Source organism: Neoalteromonas facilis, from assembly GCF_002807665.1.
GTDB lineage: Bacteria > Pseudomonadota > Gammaproteobacteria > Enterobacterales > Alteromonadaceae > Alteromonas_E > Alteromonas_E facilis.
The window spans coordinates 411,849-429,674 of sequence record NZ_PEAY01000004.1; the positions used below are offsets into that span (position 1 = coordinate 411,849).

Sequence of the window (17,826 nt, forward strand, 5' to 3'; positions counted from 1 at the left end):
CTGAATGATAGAACTGGTAGGCTCATTTACCCCATTCCTATTTGCACTTTGGATGGGCTTGATGGTTATCGCTTGGATGCGTTTTGATACGTTGCCGCATGGCAAGCTTTTGTATGCGTTGAGCTTATGTTGGCCGTTGTTGCTTTTTGAAGATTTGCTGCGTATGGCCGGTGCTAGTGACTATTTCGCGAGCTTCGTCGGCATCTCGTATTTTGTACCGGTTCTGCTAATGGCGGGGTTGGTGAAGATGGTCTTCCCGCTGATTGATGAGAAGCCAATTGCATGGAAGCCGCTTACTTTTATCGCAGTAGGCATCATCGTCTTGTGCCAAATTCCTGTTTTGATATATCCCTTCGAGCAAAAGCTAGCACTATTAAATCAGCAACCAATCGGGAGTCCGTTAGCCAACGCCCCTGTTTATATTGCATATGGATTGAGTGGACTGTTTATCGTGGCAATGGGCATCAAGCTGGCTGATGCCATGCGCAACTACCAAGAGACATTGTCTGAACAAGTGGTGGATATTAGCTACTACCGCGTTCCTGCTATTGCGGGGTTAGTCGCATCACTTGTTGGGGTTGGGTTTGCGGCTACGGTATTAACTGCCTTAGTTGCGTTTGGTTTTTTTCAATTCAACGCCTGGCAAACCTTGTTGCACTACGCCTACGCATTGGTGTTTTTAATGATTTTTTTGGTCATGCTGGAGCGACGACGATATTCGCCACTGCCGCTGGATTTGTCTGCGTTAGCGGCGCGAAGCGGTGATGAGCAACGATTGCGCGAAACATTAGCAAAGGCTGAAAAAACCATGATAAGCCGCAAAGCTTACAAGGTGATCGGGCTGCGTATACGTCAACTTGCGGATGCCGCTGGCGTTCCCCCGACCGAGCTGGCGATTGCGATTCGAACATTGCTCAATCGTAATTTTCGCGCGTTTGTTTACCATTACCGTTTGGAATACGCCAAAAAAGTGCTGATGCAAACGGATGCCAAAGTGTCTGCTGTCGCCAGAAAACTCGGATTTGATTCAGAGAAGTTTTTGTCGGATATGTTTATTCAATATATCCAGAAAATGGGGGCGCGCAGTGGACAAACGTTTGAAGACCCATTAGACACGCCAGAAGACGACATCTTTGCAGACCCTGCTAACGCGATAAAGTCGCCCAGTGAGTCGCAAACAGAGAGCAAGCCCAGCAGTTAATGGCGATGTGAATTTAACTGTGCAAACGCGTATATTTCTCGGCTAGTTCGTCAATACTTTCTTTATACTCAGGATCGGGCTCTATACAGTCTACGGGACAAACCGCCATGCAATTGGGCTCATCGTAATGTCCCACGCACTCTGTGCAACGGTCGGTATCAATCTGATATATTTCACTGCCCATCGTAATGGCTTCATTTGGACATTCAACAGGACATAAATCGCAATTAATGCAGTCTTCGGTAATACGCAAGGCCATTTTGACCCCCTACTATTCATGATTATTTCTGCCGTCACTATATGGTAACGTTGAAATAGTGCTTTGACTTATATCAAGGCTGATGGGCTTTATGCGCCAAACGCGTCAATTAATATCTGGTGAGTAAAATTCTTGCGTAAGTAAAAGCCGCGAGGGCGGGTTTTGATTAAAGTACCTTTAGCACCGATGGCATCGGTTAACTGGCTGCCATCGGCTGCTTTCGGTCTAAGCTGTAAAACTTCACCATGGCGGGCGGTAATGGATTCTATCTCTCCCAAACTGATACGTTCCATAATCTCTTCCCAGTCGGCTCGAAGCGCTGCGAGCTGTTCGTCATTTGGGGTCCATAATATGGGGCTACCTATTACACGTTCACTTGGCGGAATATTGCGCTCTCCATCAATGGGTATCCATAATACAGTCTGTAATTTATTGTAAACATTGCTTTTTTCCCACGATATCGATTCCTGACCCAATAGTGGTGCGTAACACACGTATGTGGTTTCCGCGGGAGTCCCCAGTTTGGACAATGGCAGTGATTTGAGTTCTACACCTAATTGAGGGAAGTCGTGTTCAGGGCGTGATCCGGCTGAAGCGCCCAACCAAAGCTCCAGTAACTGCCCACTCCAACCTTTTTGTCGTTTGAAATCAACTGGAACCTGAATATTGGCTTGTTTGGCAAGGTCTCCGAGGGTGAGTCCAGCGAGCTGGTTGGCGCTTGTCATGAGGTCTTCAATGGATTGCGGGGGATGTTGAGGTAACTGCACTTCAAACCTTATTTAATTGAGAAAACATTTTAATGCTAATGCTATGCAATTCACCTCGTTTATGGAAGAATGAAATCATTGATAATGAATTACGCACATTGGAGTCTACGTGATAGACGCAGACGGATTCCGTGCGAATGTTGGTATTGTTATTTGTAATCGCTTAGGCCAAGTGTTTTGGGCGAGACGATACGGGCAGCATTCTTGGCAATTTCCGCAAGGCGGTATCGATGATGGTGAAACACCTGAACAAGCGATGTACCGCGAGTTGTATGAAGAGGTTGGACTCAAGTCTAAAGACGTCGAAATTCTAACTTCTACCCGTAATTGGGTGCGATACAAGTTGCCAAAACGGCTTATAAGACAAGGCTCAAATCCGGTTTGTATCGGGCAAAAGCAAAAATGGTTTTTGTTGCAGTTACGCTGCGATGAGAAAGACGTTGATGTACTGCAATCAGGCCATCCAGAGTTTGACGATTGGCGTTGGGTTAGTTATTGGTATCCGGTGCGCAACGTTGTTTCGTTTAAACGCGACGTATATCGACGCGTGATGAAAGAATTCTCTCAAATAGCCATGCCGACCAACAATAAACCAGCGTTTGGTCAACAACGGCGAAAAAAGCAGCGGCGTCAACACTCAAACTAAGCATTTGCTTCTTCCTCCATTGCGACAAGTGGGGGGAGAGTTTGTGTCAAGATTGGATTACGGAGCAATATGCTTACTACGCTCAAGCGCATCGTACAAGAAGTTAATCAAATTCCCATTCTGGATGACGCAATTGGGCATCTCGTCTCACGTGTAAAAGAAACAATGTCTGTTGATGCATGCTCAATGTATCTAGCCGACTATCAAACCCAGCAGTTAACGTTAGTGGCAACCGAAGGGCTCGCGCCAGAGGCAGTTGGAGTCGTCAAAATAGGCTTTACCGAAGGTTTGATTGGTCTAGTCGGGCAACGCGAAGAGCCGTTAAATATTGACGATGCCCACCATCACCCGCGTTTTAAGCATTACGATGAAGTAAAAGAAGAAAATTTTAATGCATTTCTAGGTGCGCCCATTATTCATCAACGAAAAGTGCTGGGTGTTATCACGTTACAGCAAAAAGATAAGCGGCGTTTTAGCGAAGATGAAGAAGCATTTCTTGTCACCTTAGCAGCGCAGATTGCGTTGGAAATTACCAATGCGGAAATTCGTGGTGCACTGCGCGCCCAAGCATCGATAAATAAAGCGGCGAGTCAAAAGAATTTGCACGGGGTGGCTGGCTCTCCAGGATTGGCGATGGGCGTGGGGTTTCAGCCCAACGTTAAAATTGACCTCGCACATTGGCAGGTTAGGCACACACAAGACATTTCTGCAGCCATAGATCAGTATCGAAAGGCGGTTGAAATCACGCGCAAAGAAGTGGATTCATTGTCGAATAGTTTAGAAGGGGCCATTCCCGATGATGTCCGTTCTATATTTCAGTTGTACCACCAACTCCTTGACGCCAACAGTCTTGGACGAGAAGTCGAAGCGAAAATAAAACAGCAAGAATGGGATGCCGGCTCCGCGTTGAAGTTGGTCATAGATGCCTATGCTGCGCGGTTTGCCAATATGGAAGACCCCTATATGCAAGAGCGCGCGATAGATATCATTGACCTATCAAACCGCATATTGCGAAATATTGTTGAAGCAACTCAGCGCAGTGAGAAGGAACCTGCTCGTTGCGTAAGCCAACCTTCAATTTTGCTGGCTGAAGAGGTTTCTGCGCCTATGCTGGCGGAGTTCCCTCGAGAATATTTGGTTGGCATTATTTCCATTCGGGGTTCGAATAATAGTCATGCCGCAATACTCGCGAGAGCGATGGGTGTGCCTGCAGTAATGGGATTAGATAAAGTCTCACCGCAATTGCTGGATGGTAAAGATATATTGCTGGACGGTTATTCTGGTGAAGTGATCGTCAACCCTCAGCGTACTATCAAGGCTGAATTTGAACAGCTCATTCAAGAGGAAGTTGAGCTTTCTGAACGTATTGAGGCTCACGCGGATCGTCCTTCAGTAACATTGGATAATCACAAAGTGTCATTGCTGATAAATGCAGGGTTATCGGCAGAAATTGAATTACACAATATGCAGGGCGAGGGTATCGGGCTTTACCGTACTGAAATCCCGTTTATGTTGCGCGAACGCTTTCCTTCAGAATCAGAGCAAATGGGGCTTTATAAGCAAATCTTAGAAAGTGCCCCGGATCAAGAAATTACGCTACGGACATTAGATGTCGGGGGCGATAAACCTCTGCCTTATTTCCCAATCACCGAAGAAAATCCATTTTTGGGCTGGCGTGGTGTGCGATTGACATTGGACCATCCAGAAATTTTCTTAGTTCAAGTTAGGGCGATGTTGCGCGCCAGTGCTGGGATGAAAAACCTGCACATATTGCTGCCTATGATCACCTCTGTGTCAGAGGTTGACGATGCTCTGCGCTTAATTAATCAGGCTTTTCACGAAGTATCTGAAGAGCTAAAAGATAGTGAGCAGACCCTTTACCGCCCCAAAGTCGGGGTTATGCTTGAAGTGCCAGCGGTAATCTATCAAATTTGGCATATCGCCAAAAAAGTTGATTTTTTCTCTGTCGGTAGCAACGACTTAACGCAATATTTATTAGCGGTTGATCGTAATAACGCGCGTGTCGCAAGTCTATATAACAGCTATCATCCAGCAGTGTTGAATGCACTCAATACTATTTCAGAGCAATGTGTAGCCGCACATATACCTGTTACAGTGTGCGGTGAGTTTGCTGGCGAGCCAGGTGGCGCATTGCTGCTAATTGCGATGGGCTATCGTAAGCTCAGCATGAATGCACATAATATACGTAAAATTAATTGGGTTATTCGGCATATTGAAGTCGAAGAACTCCAATCGTTGTTGCCCAAAGCCCTCAATGCCGAGCATCCGCAACAAGTGTTTAAAATCGTTAATGATTACTTGGAAAGCAAACAGCTTGGGGGATTAACACGTGCAGGTCTGTAAAGGCCGGTTTGGGCTAAGGCATTAATCGGAAATTGGAAGTAGTTCATTGGATACCTTAACGTTAGTCATACTGGCCTGTTTAGCTATTGGGGCAGTAGTTGGAGTTATGGCGGGTTTGCTCGGTATTGGTGGAGGGTTGATTATTGTACCTGCATTGACCTATTTACTCGCAGACGTAATGCAGGTTCCCCCAACAGAAACCATCGTTATCGCCATCGCGACATCGCTATCGACGATAATTTTCACTGGCATCTCTTCAGCGCGAGCTCACTATCGACTCGGCAATTTGAATCGTGACATTTTGTTATGGTGCGGTGTTGGTATCGGTGTAGGGGCTATTGTCGGCGCTACGTTAGCCAGTCATCTTCCCGGTAGCGTGCTAAAAGGCATTTTCGCCGGTTTGGTGATGGCGATTGCCAGTTATATGCTATTTGGGCGCCAGGTAACGTCTAATAATGAGATTTCATCACAAAAATTGGGCGTAATAGGGTTTGGAACCGGTACCCTGTCGGCCATTATGGGTATTGGGGGAGGGGCTTTATTAGTACCAGCCTTAGTTTGGTATCGTGTTAATATTCGTCAGGCGATAGGAAGTGCAGCGTTTAGCGGCATCATCATTGCCATTTTTGGCAGTGTTAGCTTTGCTGTATCCGGGTGGCATTATAGTCATTTAAGCGATGGTTACTTAGGCTATGTATATTGGCCTGCGACGTTAAGTATAGCGGCGACGTCGGTGTTTACCGCTCCTTTGGGGGCGCGCCTAGGGCAAAGATTGAATACGCAACGGCTTAAAAAAGTATTTGCCGTTTTCTTAGTTATTGTCAGCATTCGGATGCTGTGGGGATTATAGGTAGTGTCAGAACAGCAATATTGGGTATTTCCATACATTGACCCAGTGATTTTTTCTCTCGGTCCAGTCAGCGTACGTTGGTATGGACTGATGTATTTAGTCGGCTTTGTCGCCGCATTTTTTTTAGCGAAACAACGTATATCACGTGTCGGTTGGACCAAAGAACAACTGAGTGATTTCCTGTTTTGGGGGTTTCTGGGGGTCATTATCGGTGGTCGCGTAGGTTATGTGTTGTTCTACCAGTTTGACCTTTTCCTCAGTGATCCGCTTTATCTGTTTAAAATATGGACCGGTGGCATGTCTTTCCATGGTGGGTTGTTGGGCGTTATTACAGCCATTGCCCTGTACGCGCGCAAAATGAACATGCGTTTCCTCACATTGGGAGACTTTGTTGCACCGCTTGTTCCAATTGGGCTTGGGGCAGGACGTTTAGGCAACTTTGTCAATGCAGAGTTGTGGGGCAGAACGACAGATGTACCTTGGGCGATTGTCTTCCCCGGTGCTGGAGCTGAACCGCGTCACCCATCACAGCTGTATGAGTTTGCCCTAGAAGGCGTGTTGCTGTTTGTTATTCTTTGGTTCTTATCGGCGAAACCTAAACCGCGAGGCGTTATTGGTGGAGCCTTTTTGCTGGGCTACGGTTGCTTCCGCTTTATCGTAGAGTTTTTCCGCGAACCAGACAGCCACTTGGGTCTTTATTCTTTTGGATTATCTCAAGGTCAGCTATTATGTTTGCCAATGATTTTATTAGGCGTTTGGCTAATAGCCAATGGCTATCGCCAAGGCCAAATCGATGATCCATCTCAAACGCAAGGTCGTAAAAAATAAATGCAACAATATCATGAACTAATGCGTCATATCCTCGACAACGGCGTGCGCAAAGAAGACCGCACAGGTACAGGCACAATCAGCGTCTTTGGCTATCAAATGCGCTTTGATTTGGCTGAAGGCTTCCCGTTAGTAACGACTAAAAAGTGCCACATGCGCAGTATCATTCATGAGTTGTTATGGTTTCTAAAGGGTGATACCAACATAAAGTACCTAAATGAACATGGTGTATCGATTTGGGATGAATGGGCTACCGACGACGGTGAGTTAGGCCCCGTATATGGTCACCAGTGGCGCAGCTGGAGTGGTGAAAACGGCGAATCAATAGACCAGATAGCCGAGGTTATCGAGCAAATAAAGCATAACCCAGATTCGCGCCGTTTGATTGTGAGCGCATGGAATCCAGCCGTGTTACCTGACACGAGCTTTTCTCCAAAAGAAAACGCAGCACGCGGTAAACAAGCATTGCCGCCTTGTCACACGCTGTTTCAGTTCTATGTGTTAAACGGCAAGTTGTCATGTCAATTATATCAACGTAGCGGTGACGTATTTTTGGGCGTGCCATTCAACATTGCGAGTTATGCGTTATTGACTATGATGGTAGCTAAGGTGTGTGATTTAGAGCTCGGCGATTTCGTTCATACGCTCGGTGATGCGCACTTGTATGTCAATCATATTGATCAGGCGAATGAGCAGTTATCACGAGAGCCATATCCTTTGCCGACAATGCAAATTAATTCGGATGTTAAGGATATTTTCGGATTTAGCTATGATGACTTTGAGTTGTGCAATTATCAAGCGCACCCTCACATCAAAGCACCGGTAGCAATTTAATCGTACGGACCCGAAAAAGTAGTAGGTACCTTAATGACAACACAAGTGCTTATATGCGATGACTCAGGATTTGCCCGTCGGCAAATGGCGCGCTCCATTCCAGATGGGTGGGAAGTGTCAGTGAGTTTTGCTGAGCACGGTGAAGATGCGATTGCACAGATCAAACAAGGTAAAGGCGATGTTCTTTTCCTTGATCTGAATATGCCGGTCATGGACGGTTACCAAACCATGCAGTACATCCGTGAACATGATCTACCCACATTGGTTATCGTTGTATCGGGTGATGTACAACCAGAAGCACGCAATCGTATGATGGCGATGGGCGCTTTAGATTTCATTCGTAAGCCCATTGATAATGAGAAGCTGACGACTATTTTAAGCCAGTATGGTGTTTACACCGGAGCGCCAGAAGCAACCGGAAAAGTCGCACACACGCAAGATGAGCCCGTATCCACAAAGGTAAAAGCTGCAGATCGCATTGATGCCTATCGAGAACTCGTGAATGTGGCCATGGGGCGAGCCGGGGAAAGCCTTGCCACACTGTTTGGTGAATTTATTCAATTGCCGATCCCCAATGTGAATCTACTGGAAACTAACGAACTTCGTATGGCAATTGCGGAAGTGAAGCGCAATACCATGTTGTCTGCGGTTTCTAAAGGGTTTGTCAGTGCCGGGATCAGCGGAGAAGCGTTGTTACTGTTCAACGACAACAACTTCGCCAGTATGGTTGAGCTATTGGGCTATGACGCAACTGAAATTACCGAACAGCTCGAAATAGAAGCTTTGATGGATGTTTCAAATATTCTAATTGGTGCCTGTTTAAATGCACTGTCTGAACAGTTGAACGTGAAATTTAGCCATAACCACCCGATTATACTGGGGCGCCACTGTAACTTGGATGTTCTGCTTGAAACAACAATATCGCGTTGGAGCAAAGTCATGGCAATTGAAATTGCCTATGCACTGGAAAAACACGATATCCAGTTCGATTTACTGCTGTTGATCCCGGGCTCTGCAATGGAACAAGTGTATACGCGTCTAATCGATGTAAATGAGGGGCGTTTCGAATGAGTCAGACCGCAAACGAAGTCGCAGAGCTCCACTGGCAATACGACCTGATGGGGTCAATTGAAGTGGGTATTGTGGTAATAAACCGAGATTTTAAAGTCGAAATGTGGAACCAGTTTATGGAAAATCACAGCGGTAAATTGCCCAGTGCTGTGGTTGGCAATAACTTGTTTTCTTTGTTTCCAGAAATCGACAAGGCTTGGCTGGAGCGCAAAGCTCAACCCGCATTTGATTTAAAAACGCCTGCTTTCCTCATTTGGGAACAACGCCCCTATTTGTTCAAATTTAGTACCAACAGACCGATTACGTCTGCTTCAGATTATATGTATCAAAACATCACAATATTCCCTTTAGCCTCGCTCAATGAGAAGGTCGAAAAGGTGTGTATTATGGTTTACGACGTAACCGACCAAGCATTGGCTAAATTAAATATTGAGCGACTCAACTCTGAGCTTGAAGCGGTAAGTCGAATAGATGGACTCACGCGCTTGTATAACCGCCGCTTTTGGCAAGAACAGTTTGAGCGTGAGTACAAGCGTTCACTACGCAGTGAAGAGCCTGCAACAGTGATAATGCTTGATATTGACCATTTCAAACGTGTTAACGATACCTACGGTCATCAGGCCGGTGATAAGGTTATTCAATCACTCGCGGATGTGATCAAAACGCTGATCCGAGAAACCGATTACGCCGGGCGTTATGGCGGTGAAGAATTTGCAATATTGCTACCCGACACCCCTGTCGTGCAAGCCAATTATGTCGCTGAACGCTTGCGTAAAGCGTCCGAAAAGGTCGTTGTGGAGCATGATGGTCAACGGATAACATTTACCATTAGTGTAGGCGCTGCTGAGTTCCATTCGAGCTATACAACTGCATTGGCGTGGCTCGAAGATGCAGACCAAGCGTTATACGCGGCCAAAGAGTCTGGCCGTAACCAAGTCAAAATATACGAAGGTAAACCTGGCGGATAAGTTATGTTAACCGCCGCCTACTACCCTCGGCTCTGTTCAAGAGCGGTTATTTTGTGACGCAAACTATATAAAAATAGCAGGCTTGGGGTCACCATTATCGCCGTGAGGATGAAGAACAAGCTCCAGTTGCCATCTAAAGCATCAACAATAAAGCCACTTGTCGATGACAATAACGTGCGACTCAAATTGCTCAATGACGCCATCAGTGCGTACTGAGTTGCTGAAAACGTCTTATTACACAGTAAAGAAATAAACGCGACCATAGCGACAGTACTCCATGCCGCTGTAAATCCATCAACAATAATGGTGGCGATAAACCACGGCTTGCTTGGGCCAATTTCTGCAATAACAGAAAACATTAGGTTACTCGATGCCATGGCAATTCCCGCGATCATTAGTCCGCGATAGATACCGTAGCGCATATTAACCATACCGCCGATAACGGCAAAAATGATGGTTACCCACCAATTCAGTAGTTTTGATAGCGTGCCTATTTCAGTATTGGTAAAGCCTATTTCTTTGTAGAACACAATACTCATTCTACCGAGGAAGGCTTCTCCAACTTTGAAAAGAAAAATAAACAGCAACATGCTGAGTGCGAGCTTAACACCATTGCGGGTAAAGAAATCTTTAAACGGCTCAATGAGGGTTACCGCTAGCCAACCCGCAATTGCTGAAAAGCCTTTATAAGTCTGTTGTGAAAATCGCTGACTGTAGTATTCAGTCGCACTTGCTTGCACAGCATCACGATCAGTAATGGGCTCAGATATCCAGTACACTGTGGTGTGCAAGATGAGCATTACAAACGCGAGTACATAGTACACATCTTGCCATTGCCAACCCGGTAGATCCGCTAAGAAAAAAGGAATTGCTCCCAAGCCTCCGTAGCCTGTCCACCAACCCGCCGTTGCCATGGCTGAGCCTGCGCTGAGCTTTTGTTTTTCGTCAGCACCGATTACATCGATACGAAAAGCATCAATTGCAATGTCTTGTGTTGCACTGGAAATCGCGATTAACAGACCGGACAATGCAATAGCAAATAACTGCTCAGGTAGTTGCAATGACGCCATACTGAGGCAACTTAAAATAACGCCCCACTGAGTGACCACAATCCAGCTACGGCGCTGTCCCATGCGGGTGGTAAGCCATGGAATTCGTACACGATCTAATAATGGAGACCACAAAAAGTTAATGCTGTAGGCGACAAATAACACGCCAAATAATCCGATAGAGCTGCGAGAAAGCTCGCCATCTTTGAGCCAAGCAGACAAGGCTGAACCTATCATCACCCACGGCATGCCACTGGCCATTCCTAAGCAGAAAATGGCAACAATGCGTTTATCTCGGTAATTAGCCAGTGAAGCGATGAAATGACTAGCAGCAGAAGACAACAGCAGTTTCCTTGCAGGCCGTTTGACAATTGAGAAAAGGTATCAGAATTCTACGTTAAGGTCTTGAACAATCTGTGAATTGAATGTGCTCAGGGACGAATGCCGATGCAGTCGAAGGGGCATAGCCCTCGACCTTCAAGGTAGTGAATGCAATTGCTTAGCTCATCGTGCAGTATGGGATCGGACGCAAGTTTAGCATCAGGCCAAAAATGCATTTGATGCAGCACATGCCAAAATACGCGCTCTTTCTGGCTATAGGGTTGTGCCCGATCATTGACTTGTCCCCACTCTTCTAAAGTATCCCAGAAAAAAAGTTCCAACTCAGAATGAGGCAACTCGTTGCGCCAATATGCACTGAGGTAGTAAGTCAACTGTTGAGACTTTTGGTCAATAAACGAAGCTATTTGCACGCCTTATGTATCTGGTTGTTATTCTCTTACCATGAGTATAGACGGGTTTTTGAAATTTACCTGAGATCGCCTAAAACAGTGCAATGTGAAGGATTAAAGCATTTGAAAAATAACTGGTTATTTACCAGCCTAAATAGGTCACCCAGCCATATATTTGTTTTGCTAAAGCCTGATATTGCTGAGTAGTAAAAACAGTGCCGATAATGTCTCGCTGACGATAGTGGAGCTTTAGCTCAGTAATGGCTTTCACTCGTCTTTGTTCAATCGTTTGCAGGCTCCAGCGATTGTCCCATTCACTGGTGATGTCGAGAACGGGAAAAGCCGTTGTTGCGAGTTGAGCAGGTAAAGATTGGTTTAACTGTTGTTCAGGCCAGAAGGGCCCCGCTATCACGAGTCCATCGGGTTCTTGCAAAGACCCTTGTGAGTACAGTTGGACCAGTCCTGCTGCTGATATGCCACGAGCAATCACTAAACGATAGCCTGGCGTCGTCTGTGCCATATTCCCTGCCGCTTCTACACGTTGACTTAATGCCAATACATAGCGCGACATTGCTTCTTGCGAGAATGCACTGTGCGCACTGAGAGCATTGATTTCATCGCCGCTACCAGTATCTTCACTGCTGGTTAAGTTGGGCACAGGAGCTGGCACTATAACAGTGTGCCAGCCCCATTGATTCAATGACTTTTGGATCAGGCTTAACCCTTCGTTACCAAATAACCCGTCTAAATGATCACTAATGATAATGGCGACACCGCGAGTTAACGGGACACTTGCTGGTGTGGACGTGACGGGGACCTGTTCTGTGCCTGCCAGCACCATTTCTATTGTGCCCTTGGCCAGCCTATTCTGTGCGTCAGTTGCAAACAACTCGCTGGTTGGTAGGGATTGCGCGCGCGCGCAAAAACTGCTTGTTAACAATAACAGGCAGTATCCTAGTCTAACTAAAAGCGAACGATTTATGACGTGCATGTCTCCCACAGACTATAGCGCAGCGTAACTTACTTATCGGCCGAGGTGGGTATTTCTTCATGTTGACTGACCTGAATAAATGCTTGGTGCTCGAATTGATTGCTGTCAATGAGTTCATCAGAAAAAGCATGAGGCGACTCAAATCGCATGTTCTGGCCTGTTACAGGGTGAGTAAACTCAATTGACTGTGCGTGAAGCATAAGGCGTGGAGACACCCTTAGTGCCTCTGCATGGGCATATAGGCGGTCCCCTAGGATTGGGTGGCCTAACGCCTGCATATGAACGCGCAATTGATGCGACCGCCCCGTAATAGGAGACAGTTGTACGAGCGTACTGTATTGGTCTCGCTTGACGACTTGGTAGTCTGTTGTTGAAGGCTTTCCGTGTTCATGATCAACCATCTGTTTTGGCCTGTTGGGCCAGTCACAAATCAAGGGTAGCTCTATGCGGCCAGTGTCATTTTGAGGATGACCAAACACTCTGGCAAAGTAAGTTTTGTGTACTTCTCTTTGTTGAAACTGTCTCGACAATTCTCGGTTTGCCGCTTTGTTTAGCGCCATTAACAGAATACCACTGGTCGCCATATCAAGGCGGTGCACTATTGAGGCCGTTGGGTATACCTTCATCACACGAGTCTGAATACTATCGAAGTGGGCCTCTGCTCGTCCTTTTACGCTGAGTAATCCGCTTGGCTTTTCCACTACCAATACGTCGCTATCCCGATACAGGAACTTCAAATAGGGCGATGTAGGTGGATCGTAATGTAGTAATACCATTAGGGGTTGTTCACCAATAGTCGGATGGCGTCAAGCTGTAACTGAGCGCTTTGCATCACGGCATCAAGTTGCTTAACTTGATCGCGGATAAAGTCAATCTCCTCTGCTCGAATAGAGGGGTTATGTTCCGCCAATGACTGCAAACGTGTCGCTTCACCACCAAGTACATTGTGCATTTGTGCAATCGCATCATGCTGGATTTGATTGGCTTGTTGATGCGCGATCCGTTCAGCGGCCTCCAACCCCTGCAATATCGCAGGCTTGAGCGCGGTCAAAAGTTTACTTGCCACTTTCTTACTGACCGGGAAGAAGCGTTCAAATTGCACATCGTTCGTAGCAGCTTTGGCGTCGAGCGTGACCATGATGGGGGTTGCCGGCAAGTAACTTTCCAATTGGAGTTGTCGCGGGGCTTTTGCCGCTAGAACAAAGCTTGCTTGGATAAAATATGCGCCTGTTGGTAGCGATGGGTCTTTGATAAATGCCATGCTACTTTTACCCAATACATCGGTTAAGACTACGTCCATGGCGTTGTGTACTAATGGATGATCCCAACTGATGAATTGCAAGTGTTCCATGCGAGTTGCGGTAGTGCGTCGATAAGTGATTTCCATCCCTTCATGGTCCAGCCCCGGTAAGTGGTTCACCATGGATTCTGTCGGCATTAACACATAACTGTGGGCATCCTTTTCATCTTGTTGAACGCCAAGGGCGTCGAGCAGCCGATTCATAAAATTAGGCAACTCACTGGAAACATCTTGGGTCGCTATGATATCAAGCAAAGGCTCAATCTTACCTTGCCCCGACGCATTGATTTCCAGCAATTTGTCTCGCCCTTGTTCGAGCTGTTGGCTGTACGTTGTGTGCAATGCTTGTGTTTGTTCAATCAAAGCTTGGTGAGACACTGTCTGCTCAGTTGAGGTTAGCGCTGCGTGCAGGTTTTCATACACTTCTTCAAATACTCGAGTGCCGGTTGGGCATGTTTTTTCGAACGCGTTGAGTCCTTCATGATACCAATCAAATAACACCGCTTGGCTGGAGTCTGTAAAATAGGGAACATGAATATCAATGTCTTGCGTTTGCCCTATACGGTCCAATCGACCAATGCGTTGCTCCAACAAATCGGGCACCATCGGTAGATCAAACAACACTAATTGGTTGGCAAACTGGAAGTTACGTCCTTCACTGCCTATTTCGCTGCAAATCAACACTTGTGCGCCATCTTCCTGTTGCGCAAAATAATGGGCTGCTTTGTCGCGTTCTAACAAACTCATGCCTTCGTGGAACACGGTTTGGCGAATGCCGGTTTTAACTCTAACGTGTTCAGCGAGTTGTTGCGCAATCACTGAACTAGCACAAATGACGAGTACTTTTTGCGGTTTAACGTCAGTGAGAAATTGTAGTAACCAAGTGACTCTCGGATCAATCGTTAGCCAAGTATCAAACACTTCTGCTTGTTGTTCAGGGTGTAATAACACATTGATATCATTAGTCTTGTCGGTTAATAGCTGCTGGTATTCTTCAGGCATTGAATGTGCGTGTGGGTGCACATGTCGTTGTGGGAAGCCTTGGATCGCGGCGCGTCGATTGCGGAATAGCAAACGGCCTGTTCCATGCTGGTCAATAAGCCGGTCAACGACCGACTCTCTGACGTCTGATTGGCTAAAGTCTGAATAATCATCTAGCCAGTCACCGGCCACAGCCTTTAAGCGTTGTAGTTGCTCCTGATCGGGGATTTGATGGCTAAGCAGTGGTTCAACAGCACTGGCTAACTCACCATAGTGCTGTTCCTCCTGCAAAAATGTATCGTAGTTGTGAAAACGTGCAGGATCCAACAAGCGTAGACGGGCAAAGTGACTTTCATGACCTAATTGGTCAGGCGTCGCAGTGAGCAACAAAACCCCTTTAGTGGCTTGTGCAAGTTGTTCTACGATGCTGTATGCAAGCGAAGGTTCTTCTGGTTGCCATTGTAAGTGATGGGCTTCATCGACGATAAGCAAATCCCAGGTGGCATTAACCGCATTCTCACAATATTGAGGGTTTTCAGTAAAAAAGCTCAGTGAACAAAGTATTAACTGTTCAGTTTCGAAAGGGTTTGCAGTGTTATCATGCTCTTCTTGGATCGCTTCGTAGCGGCTTTTGTCAAATACTGCAAAACTTAGGTTCACTCGTCTAATCATCTCAACTAGCCATTGGTGTACAAGGCTATCAGGGACGACAATGAGTACGCGTTGAGCGCGTCCTGTTTGAATTTGTTGATGTACGATCAACGCAGCTTCAATGGTTTTACCCAGCCCCACTTCATCCGCTAATAAAACGCGCGGGGCGTAGCGCTTACCCACTTCAGACGCAATATGCAATTGGTGAGGAATTAACTCTAAACGAGCGCCTGATAATCCCAGCGTTGGCGATGTAAAGTGTTTATGCTGGTGATGTAAACAGTCATGGCGTAGATCAAACCACTTTGGATCATCCAGTTGGCCGCTGAACATTCTTTTTTCGGGTTGATAAAGGCGAATATGATGGTCCAACTGAATTTCGTGCAGCTTAGCATCTTGTTTTGTATCTTCGCGAAGACCAAAGTAATTCATTACGCCGCTGTGCTCTTCAACTTGGGTCACGAGCATGTCCCAGCCTTCATGACTCTTGATAGTATCGCCAACAGCAAATACCAGACGAGTTAGCGGCGCATCAACGATAGAGTAAGTTCGCTGTTCTTCTGTGGCTGGAAACAGTATGTCAACAGTACGATTGCTGACCGCAATAATAGCGCCAAGCCCCAGATCCGGCTCAGAATTGCTGATCCAGCGTTGTCCGACTGCATAAGCGTCGTTAATGGCCATGAGTATTACTCCATCTCAATAAAAAGCGGCGTATTGTAGCGATAAGTGTAGCAAAGTCACTGTTAATCGTGGGATCGTCGCACAGAGGCAAAAATTTATCGTAAAAAGGAGGTGCGAAGCAGCACAAACTTTACTATTGTGATGGTACTGCTGTTAGTGTTTTTGCTTCACAACACATCAGCAGACATTGTGGTTAATAACTGGAGTAACGGATGCCGAAAAAAAAAGTGCCCACCACTAAATTATATGTGCTTGATACCAACATTCTTCTGCATGAACCTTTAGCTTTTTTATCCTTTAAAGAAAATGATGTTGTAGTGCCAATGACGGTACTGGAAGAGCTCGATTATATTAAAGACAGCAAAAAAGATGTCGCTCGTGATGCGCGAGTGTCGATCCGAGCGATGGAAGACTTGCTGCATGAGGCATCACCGGAAGATATGCTCAATGGTGTTTCAATGGAGGGGCTTACGGCCGGGGAGTCGGCACCAACAGGTTCTCTCTCTATTTTTGCTGATTTAAACATGCATGAGTCGCAGCAAGTTTTCACCAGTAATGAAAATGACAATCGAATTATCAATGTCGCCTTGCATTTGCAGCGCACCAGCTCACCGCGCCAGGTGGTGCTAGTGACAAAAGACATCAACATGCGTTTAAAAGCGAAAGGTGCAGGCCTTGCACATGTTGAAGATTACCGTACAGACCAATTGATTAGCGATATCAAATATTTGTCCAAGGGTTATCACCGTTTTGAAGGTGATTTTTGGTCGAAAATCAAGTCAGTAGACAGTCGAACAGAAGGCCGAGATACGATCCATACTTTGCCGCGTAAGATATTGCCAGAAGCTTACATAAACGAATTTTTGTTAGATGACACGAACCAGTTTGCGGGCATGGTTGAGTCAATGGACGAAGAAACCATGGACGTTCTTGATCTTGGCTATGAGCGACTAATGGGGCGTCATGCGTGGGGGATAACCCCTAAAAATATTGGTCAGGCCCTCGCTTTTCATGCGTTGCTCGACCCGCATATTGATTTGGTTATCCTTACAGGGCCCGCCGGCTCAGGTAAAACATTGTTGGCGTTGGCTGCAGCGCTAGAAATGACGGTAGAGCGAAATATGTATGACAAGATTATCGTCACACGTAGCACGCCGGAAATTGCGGAGTCGATAGGTTTCTTGCCGGGTACTGAAGAAGAAAAAATGGCGCCATGGTTAGCCGCGATCACTGACTCATTAGAGGTGTTGCACAAGAACGATGAAAACACCAAAGGTTCAATGAGCTATATCATGGAGAAAGCCAATATCCAGTTTAAGTCCGTCAACTTCATGCGTGGGCGAAGCTTACAAAATGCAATTGTGTTACTCGATGAGTCGCAAAACTTAACGGCGTCGCAACTTAAGACGATTATTACGCGTTGTGGTGAAGGGACTAAGCTAATTTGTAGCGGGAACTTAGCGCAGATTGACAGTAACTATCTAAGCGCCGTGACGTCGGGATTGACGTACATTGTTGAAAAATTCAAAAACTTCTCAGGTAGCGCCACCATTAATTTGGATGGGGTTGTTAGAAGTCGCTTAGCGGAGTTTGCTGAGCAGGAGCTGTGAACCTAGGTATTTCGCAGATGCTTTGGTACAGTTAGTCAGGG

The 17,826-nt window shown here is 46.3% G+C and carries 16 protein-coding genes; 9 read left to right on the forward strand and 7 right to left on the reverse strand.

Annotated elements, in window-relative coordinates; translation table 11 throughout:
- Positions 1-4 precede the first annotated feature (4 nt).
- On the forward strand, positions 5-1,201 hold the full coding sequence (locus CSH93_RS13305) for a helix-turn-helix domain-containing protein (protein ID WP_100643744.1): 1,197 nt from the start codon (positions 5-7) through the stop codon (positions 1,199-1,201).
- A gap of 13 nt (positions 1,202-1,214) precedes the next feature.
- On the opposite strand, the gene CSH93_RS13310 is transcribed toward CSH93_RS13305, so the two are convergent.
- Positions 1,215-1,460 carry a YfhL family 4Fe-4S dicluster ferredoxin gene (locus tag CSH93_RS13310; protein WP_100643745.1) on the reverse strand — a complete coding sequence of 82 codons (246 nt, stop codon included), beginning with the start codon at positions 1,458-1,460 and terminating at the stop codon, positions 1,215-1,217.
- An 89-nt stretch (positions 1,461-1,549) separates the two neighbouring features.
- On the reverse strand, positions 1,550-2,227 hold the full coding sequence (gene mutH, locus CSH93_RS13315; protein WP_205663344.1) for a DNA mismatch repair endonuclease MutH: 678 nt from the start codon (positions 2,225-2,227) through the stop codon (positions 1,550-1,552).
- Positions 2,228-2,336: 109 nt separating this feature from the next.
- Between mutH and rppH the strand changes: the two genes are divergently transcribed.
- The 7 genes from rppH to CSH93_RS13350 all read left to right on the forward strand — a co-directional run bounded on the left by rppH (position 2,337) and on the right by CSH93_RS13350 (position 9,788).
- Positions 2,337-2,873 (forward strand): RNA pyrophosphohydrolase, encoded by a 537-nt coding sequence (gene rppH, locus CSH93_RS13320; RefSeq protein WP_100643746.1) that lies wholly within the window; start codon positions 2,337-2,339, stop codon positions 2,871-2,873.
- Positions 2,874-2,942: 69 nt separating this feature from the next.
- Complete coding sequence (gene ptsP, locus CSH93_RS13325; RefSeq protein ID WP_100643747.1) at positions 2,943-5,237, forward strand: phosphoenolpyruvate--protein phosphotransferase; 2,295 nt, start codon at positions 2,943-2,945, stop codon at positions 5,235-5,237.
- A 46-nt stretch (positions 5,238-5,283) separates the two neighbouring features.
- The gene (locus tag CSH93_RS13330) at positions 5,284-6,087 is read left to right on the forward strand and encodes a sulfite exporter TauE/SafE family protein (protein WP_100643748.1); all 804 of its coding nucleotides are present in this window, start codon (positions 5,284-5,286) and stop codon (positions 6,085-6,087) included.
- Positions 6,088-6,090: 3 nt separating this feature from the next.
- On the forward strand, positions 6,091-6,915 hold the full coding sequence (gene lgt, locus CSH93_RS13335; protein WP_100643749.1) for a prolipoprotein diacylglyceryl transferase: 825 nt from the start codon (positions 6,091-6,093) through the stop codon (positions 6,913-6,915).
- Entirely contained in the window at positions 6,916-7,749 is an 834-nt protein-coding gene (locus CSH93_RS13340; RefSeq protein WP_100643750.1) for a thymidylate synthase, read from the forward strand.
- Between the two features lie 33 nt (positions 7,750-7,782).
- The gene (locus CSH93_RS13345) at positions 7,783-8,820 is read left to right on the forward strand and encodes a response regulator (RefSeq protein ID WP_100643751.1); all 1,038 of its coding nucleotides are present in this window, start codon (positions 7,783-7,785) and stop codon (positions 8,818-8,820) included.
- A complete protein-coding gene (locus tag CSH93_RS13350) occupies positions 8,817-9,788 on the forward strand; it encodes a diguanylate cyclase (protein ID WP_100643752.1) in 972 nt (323 codons plus the stop codon). Before CSH93_RS13345 ends, CSH93_RS13350 begins: the two co-directional genes overlap by 4 nt.
- A gap of 20 nt (positions 9,789-9,808) precedes the next feature.
- Here CSH93_RS13350 and CSH93_RS13355 read toward each other — a convergent pair whose 3' ends face one another.
- From CSH93_RS13355 to rapA, 5 genes are all read right to left on the reverse strand, one after another.
- The gene (locus CSH93_RS13355) at positions 9,809-11,179 is read right to left on the reverse strand and encodes an AmpG family muropeptide MFS transporter (protein WP_420807259.1); all 1,371 of its coding nucleotides are present in this window, start codon (positions 11,177-11,179) and stop codon (positions 9,809-9,811) included.
- A gap of 89 nt (positions 11,180-11,268) precedes the next feature.
- Positions 11,269-11,589: a hypothetical protein gene (locus CSH93_RS13360; protein WP_100643754.1), complete on the reverse strand. Its 321-nt coding sequence runs from the start codon at positions 11,587-11,589 to the stop codon at positions 11,269-11,271.
- A gap of 121 nt (positions 11,590-11,710) precedes the next feature.
- Complete coding sequence (locus CSH93_RS13365) at positions 11,711-12,508, reverse strand: DUF3530 family protein (protein WP_164078373.1); 798 nt, start codon at positions 12,506-12,508, stop codon at positions 11,711-11,713.
- 80 nt (positions 12,509-12,588) lie between these two features.
- Complete coding sequence (gene rluA, locus CSH93_RS13370) at positions 12,589-13,335, reverse strand: bifunctional tRNA pseudouridine(32) synthase/23S rRNA pseudouridine(746) synthase RluA (protein ID WP_100643756.1); 747 nt, start codon at positions 13,333-13,335, stop codon at positions 12,589-12,591.
- Positions 13,335-16,175, reverse strand: coding sequence for an RNA polymerase-associated protein RapA (gene rapA / locus CSH93_RS13375; RefSeq protein WP_100643757.1), 2,841 nt, complete (start codon positions 16,173-16,175; stop codon positions 13,335-13,337). Before rapA ends, rluA begins: the two co-directional genes overlap by 1 nt.
- A 212-nt stretch (positions 16,176-16,387) precedes the next feature.
- On the opposite strand from rapA, the gene CSH93_RS13380 reads away from it, so the two are divergent.
- Positions 16,388-17,785, forward strand: a complete 1,398-nt coding sequence (locus CSH93_RS13380; RefSeq protein WP_100643758.1) for a PhoH family protein — start codon at positions 16,388-16,390, stop codon at positions 17,783-17,785.
- Positions 17,786-17,826: the final 41 nt, after the last annotated feature.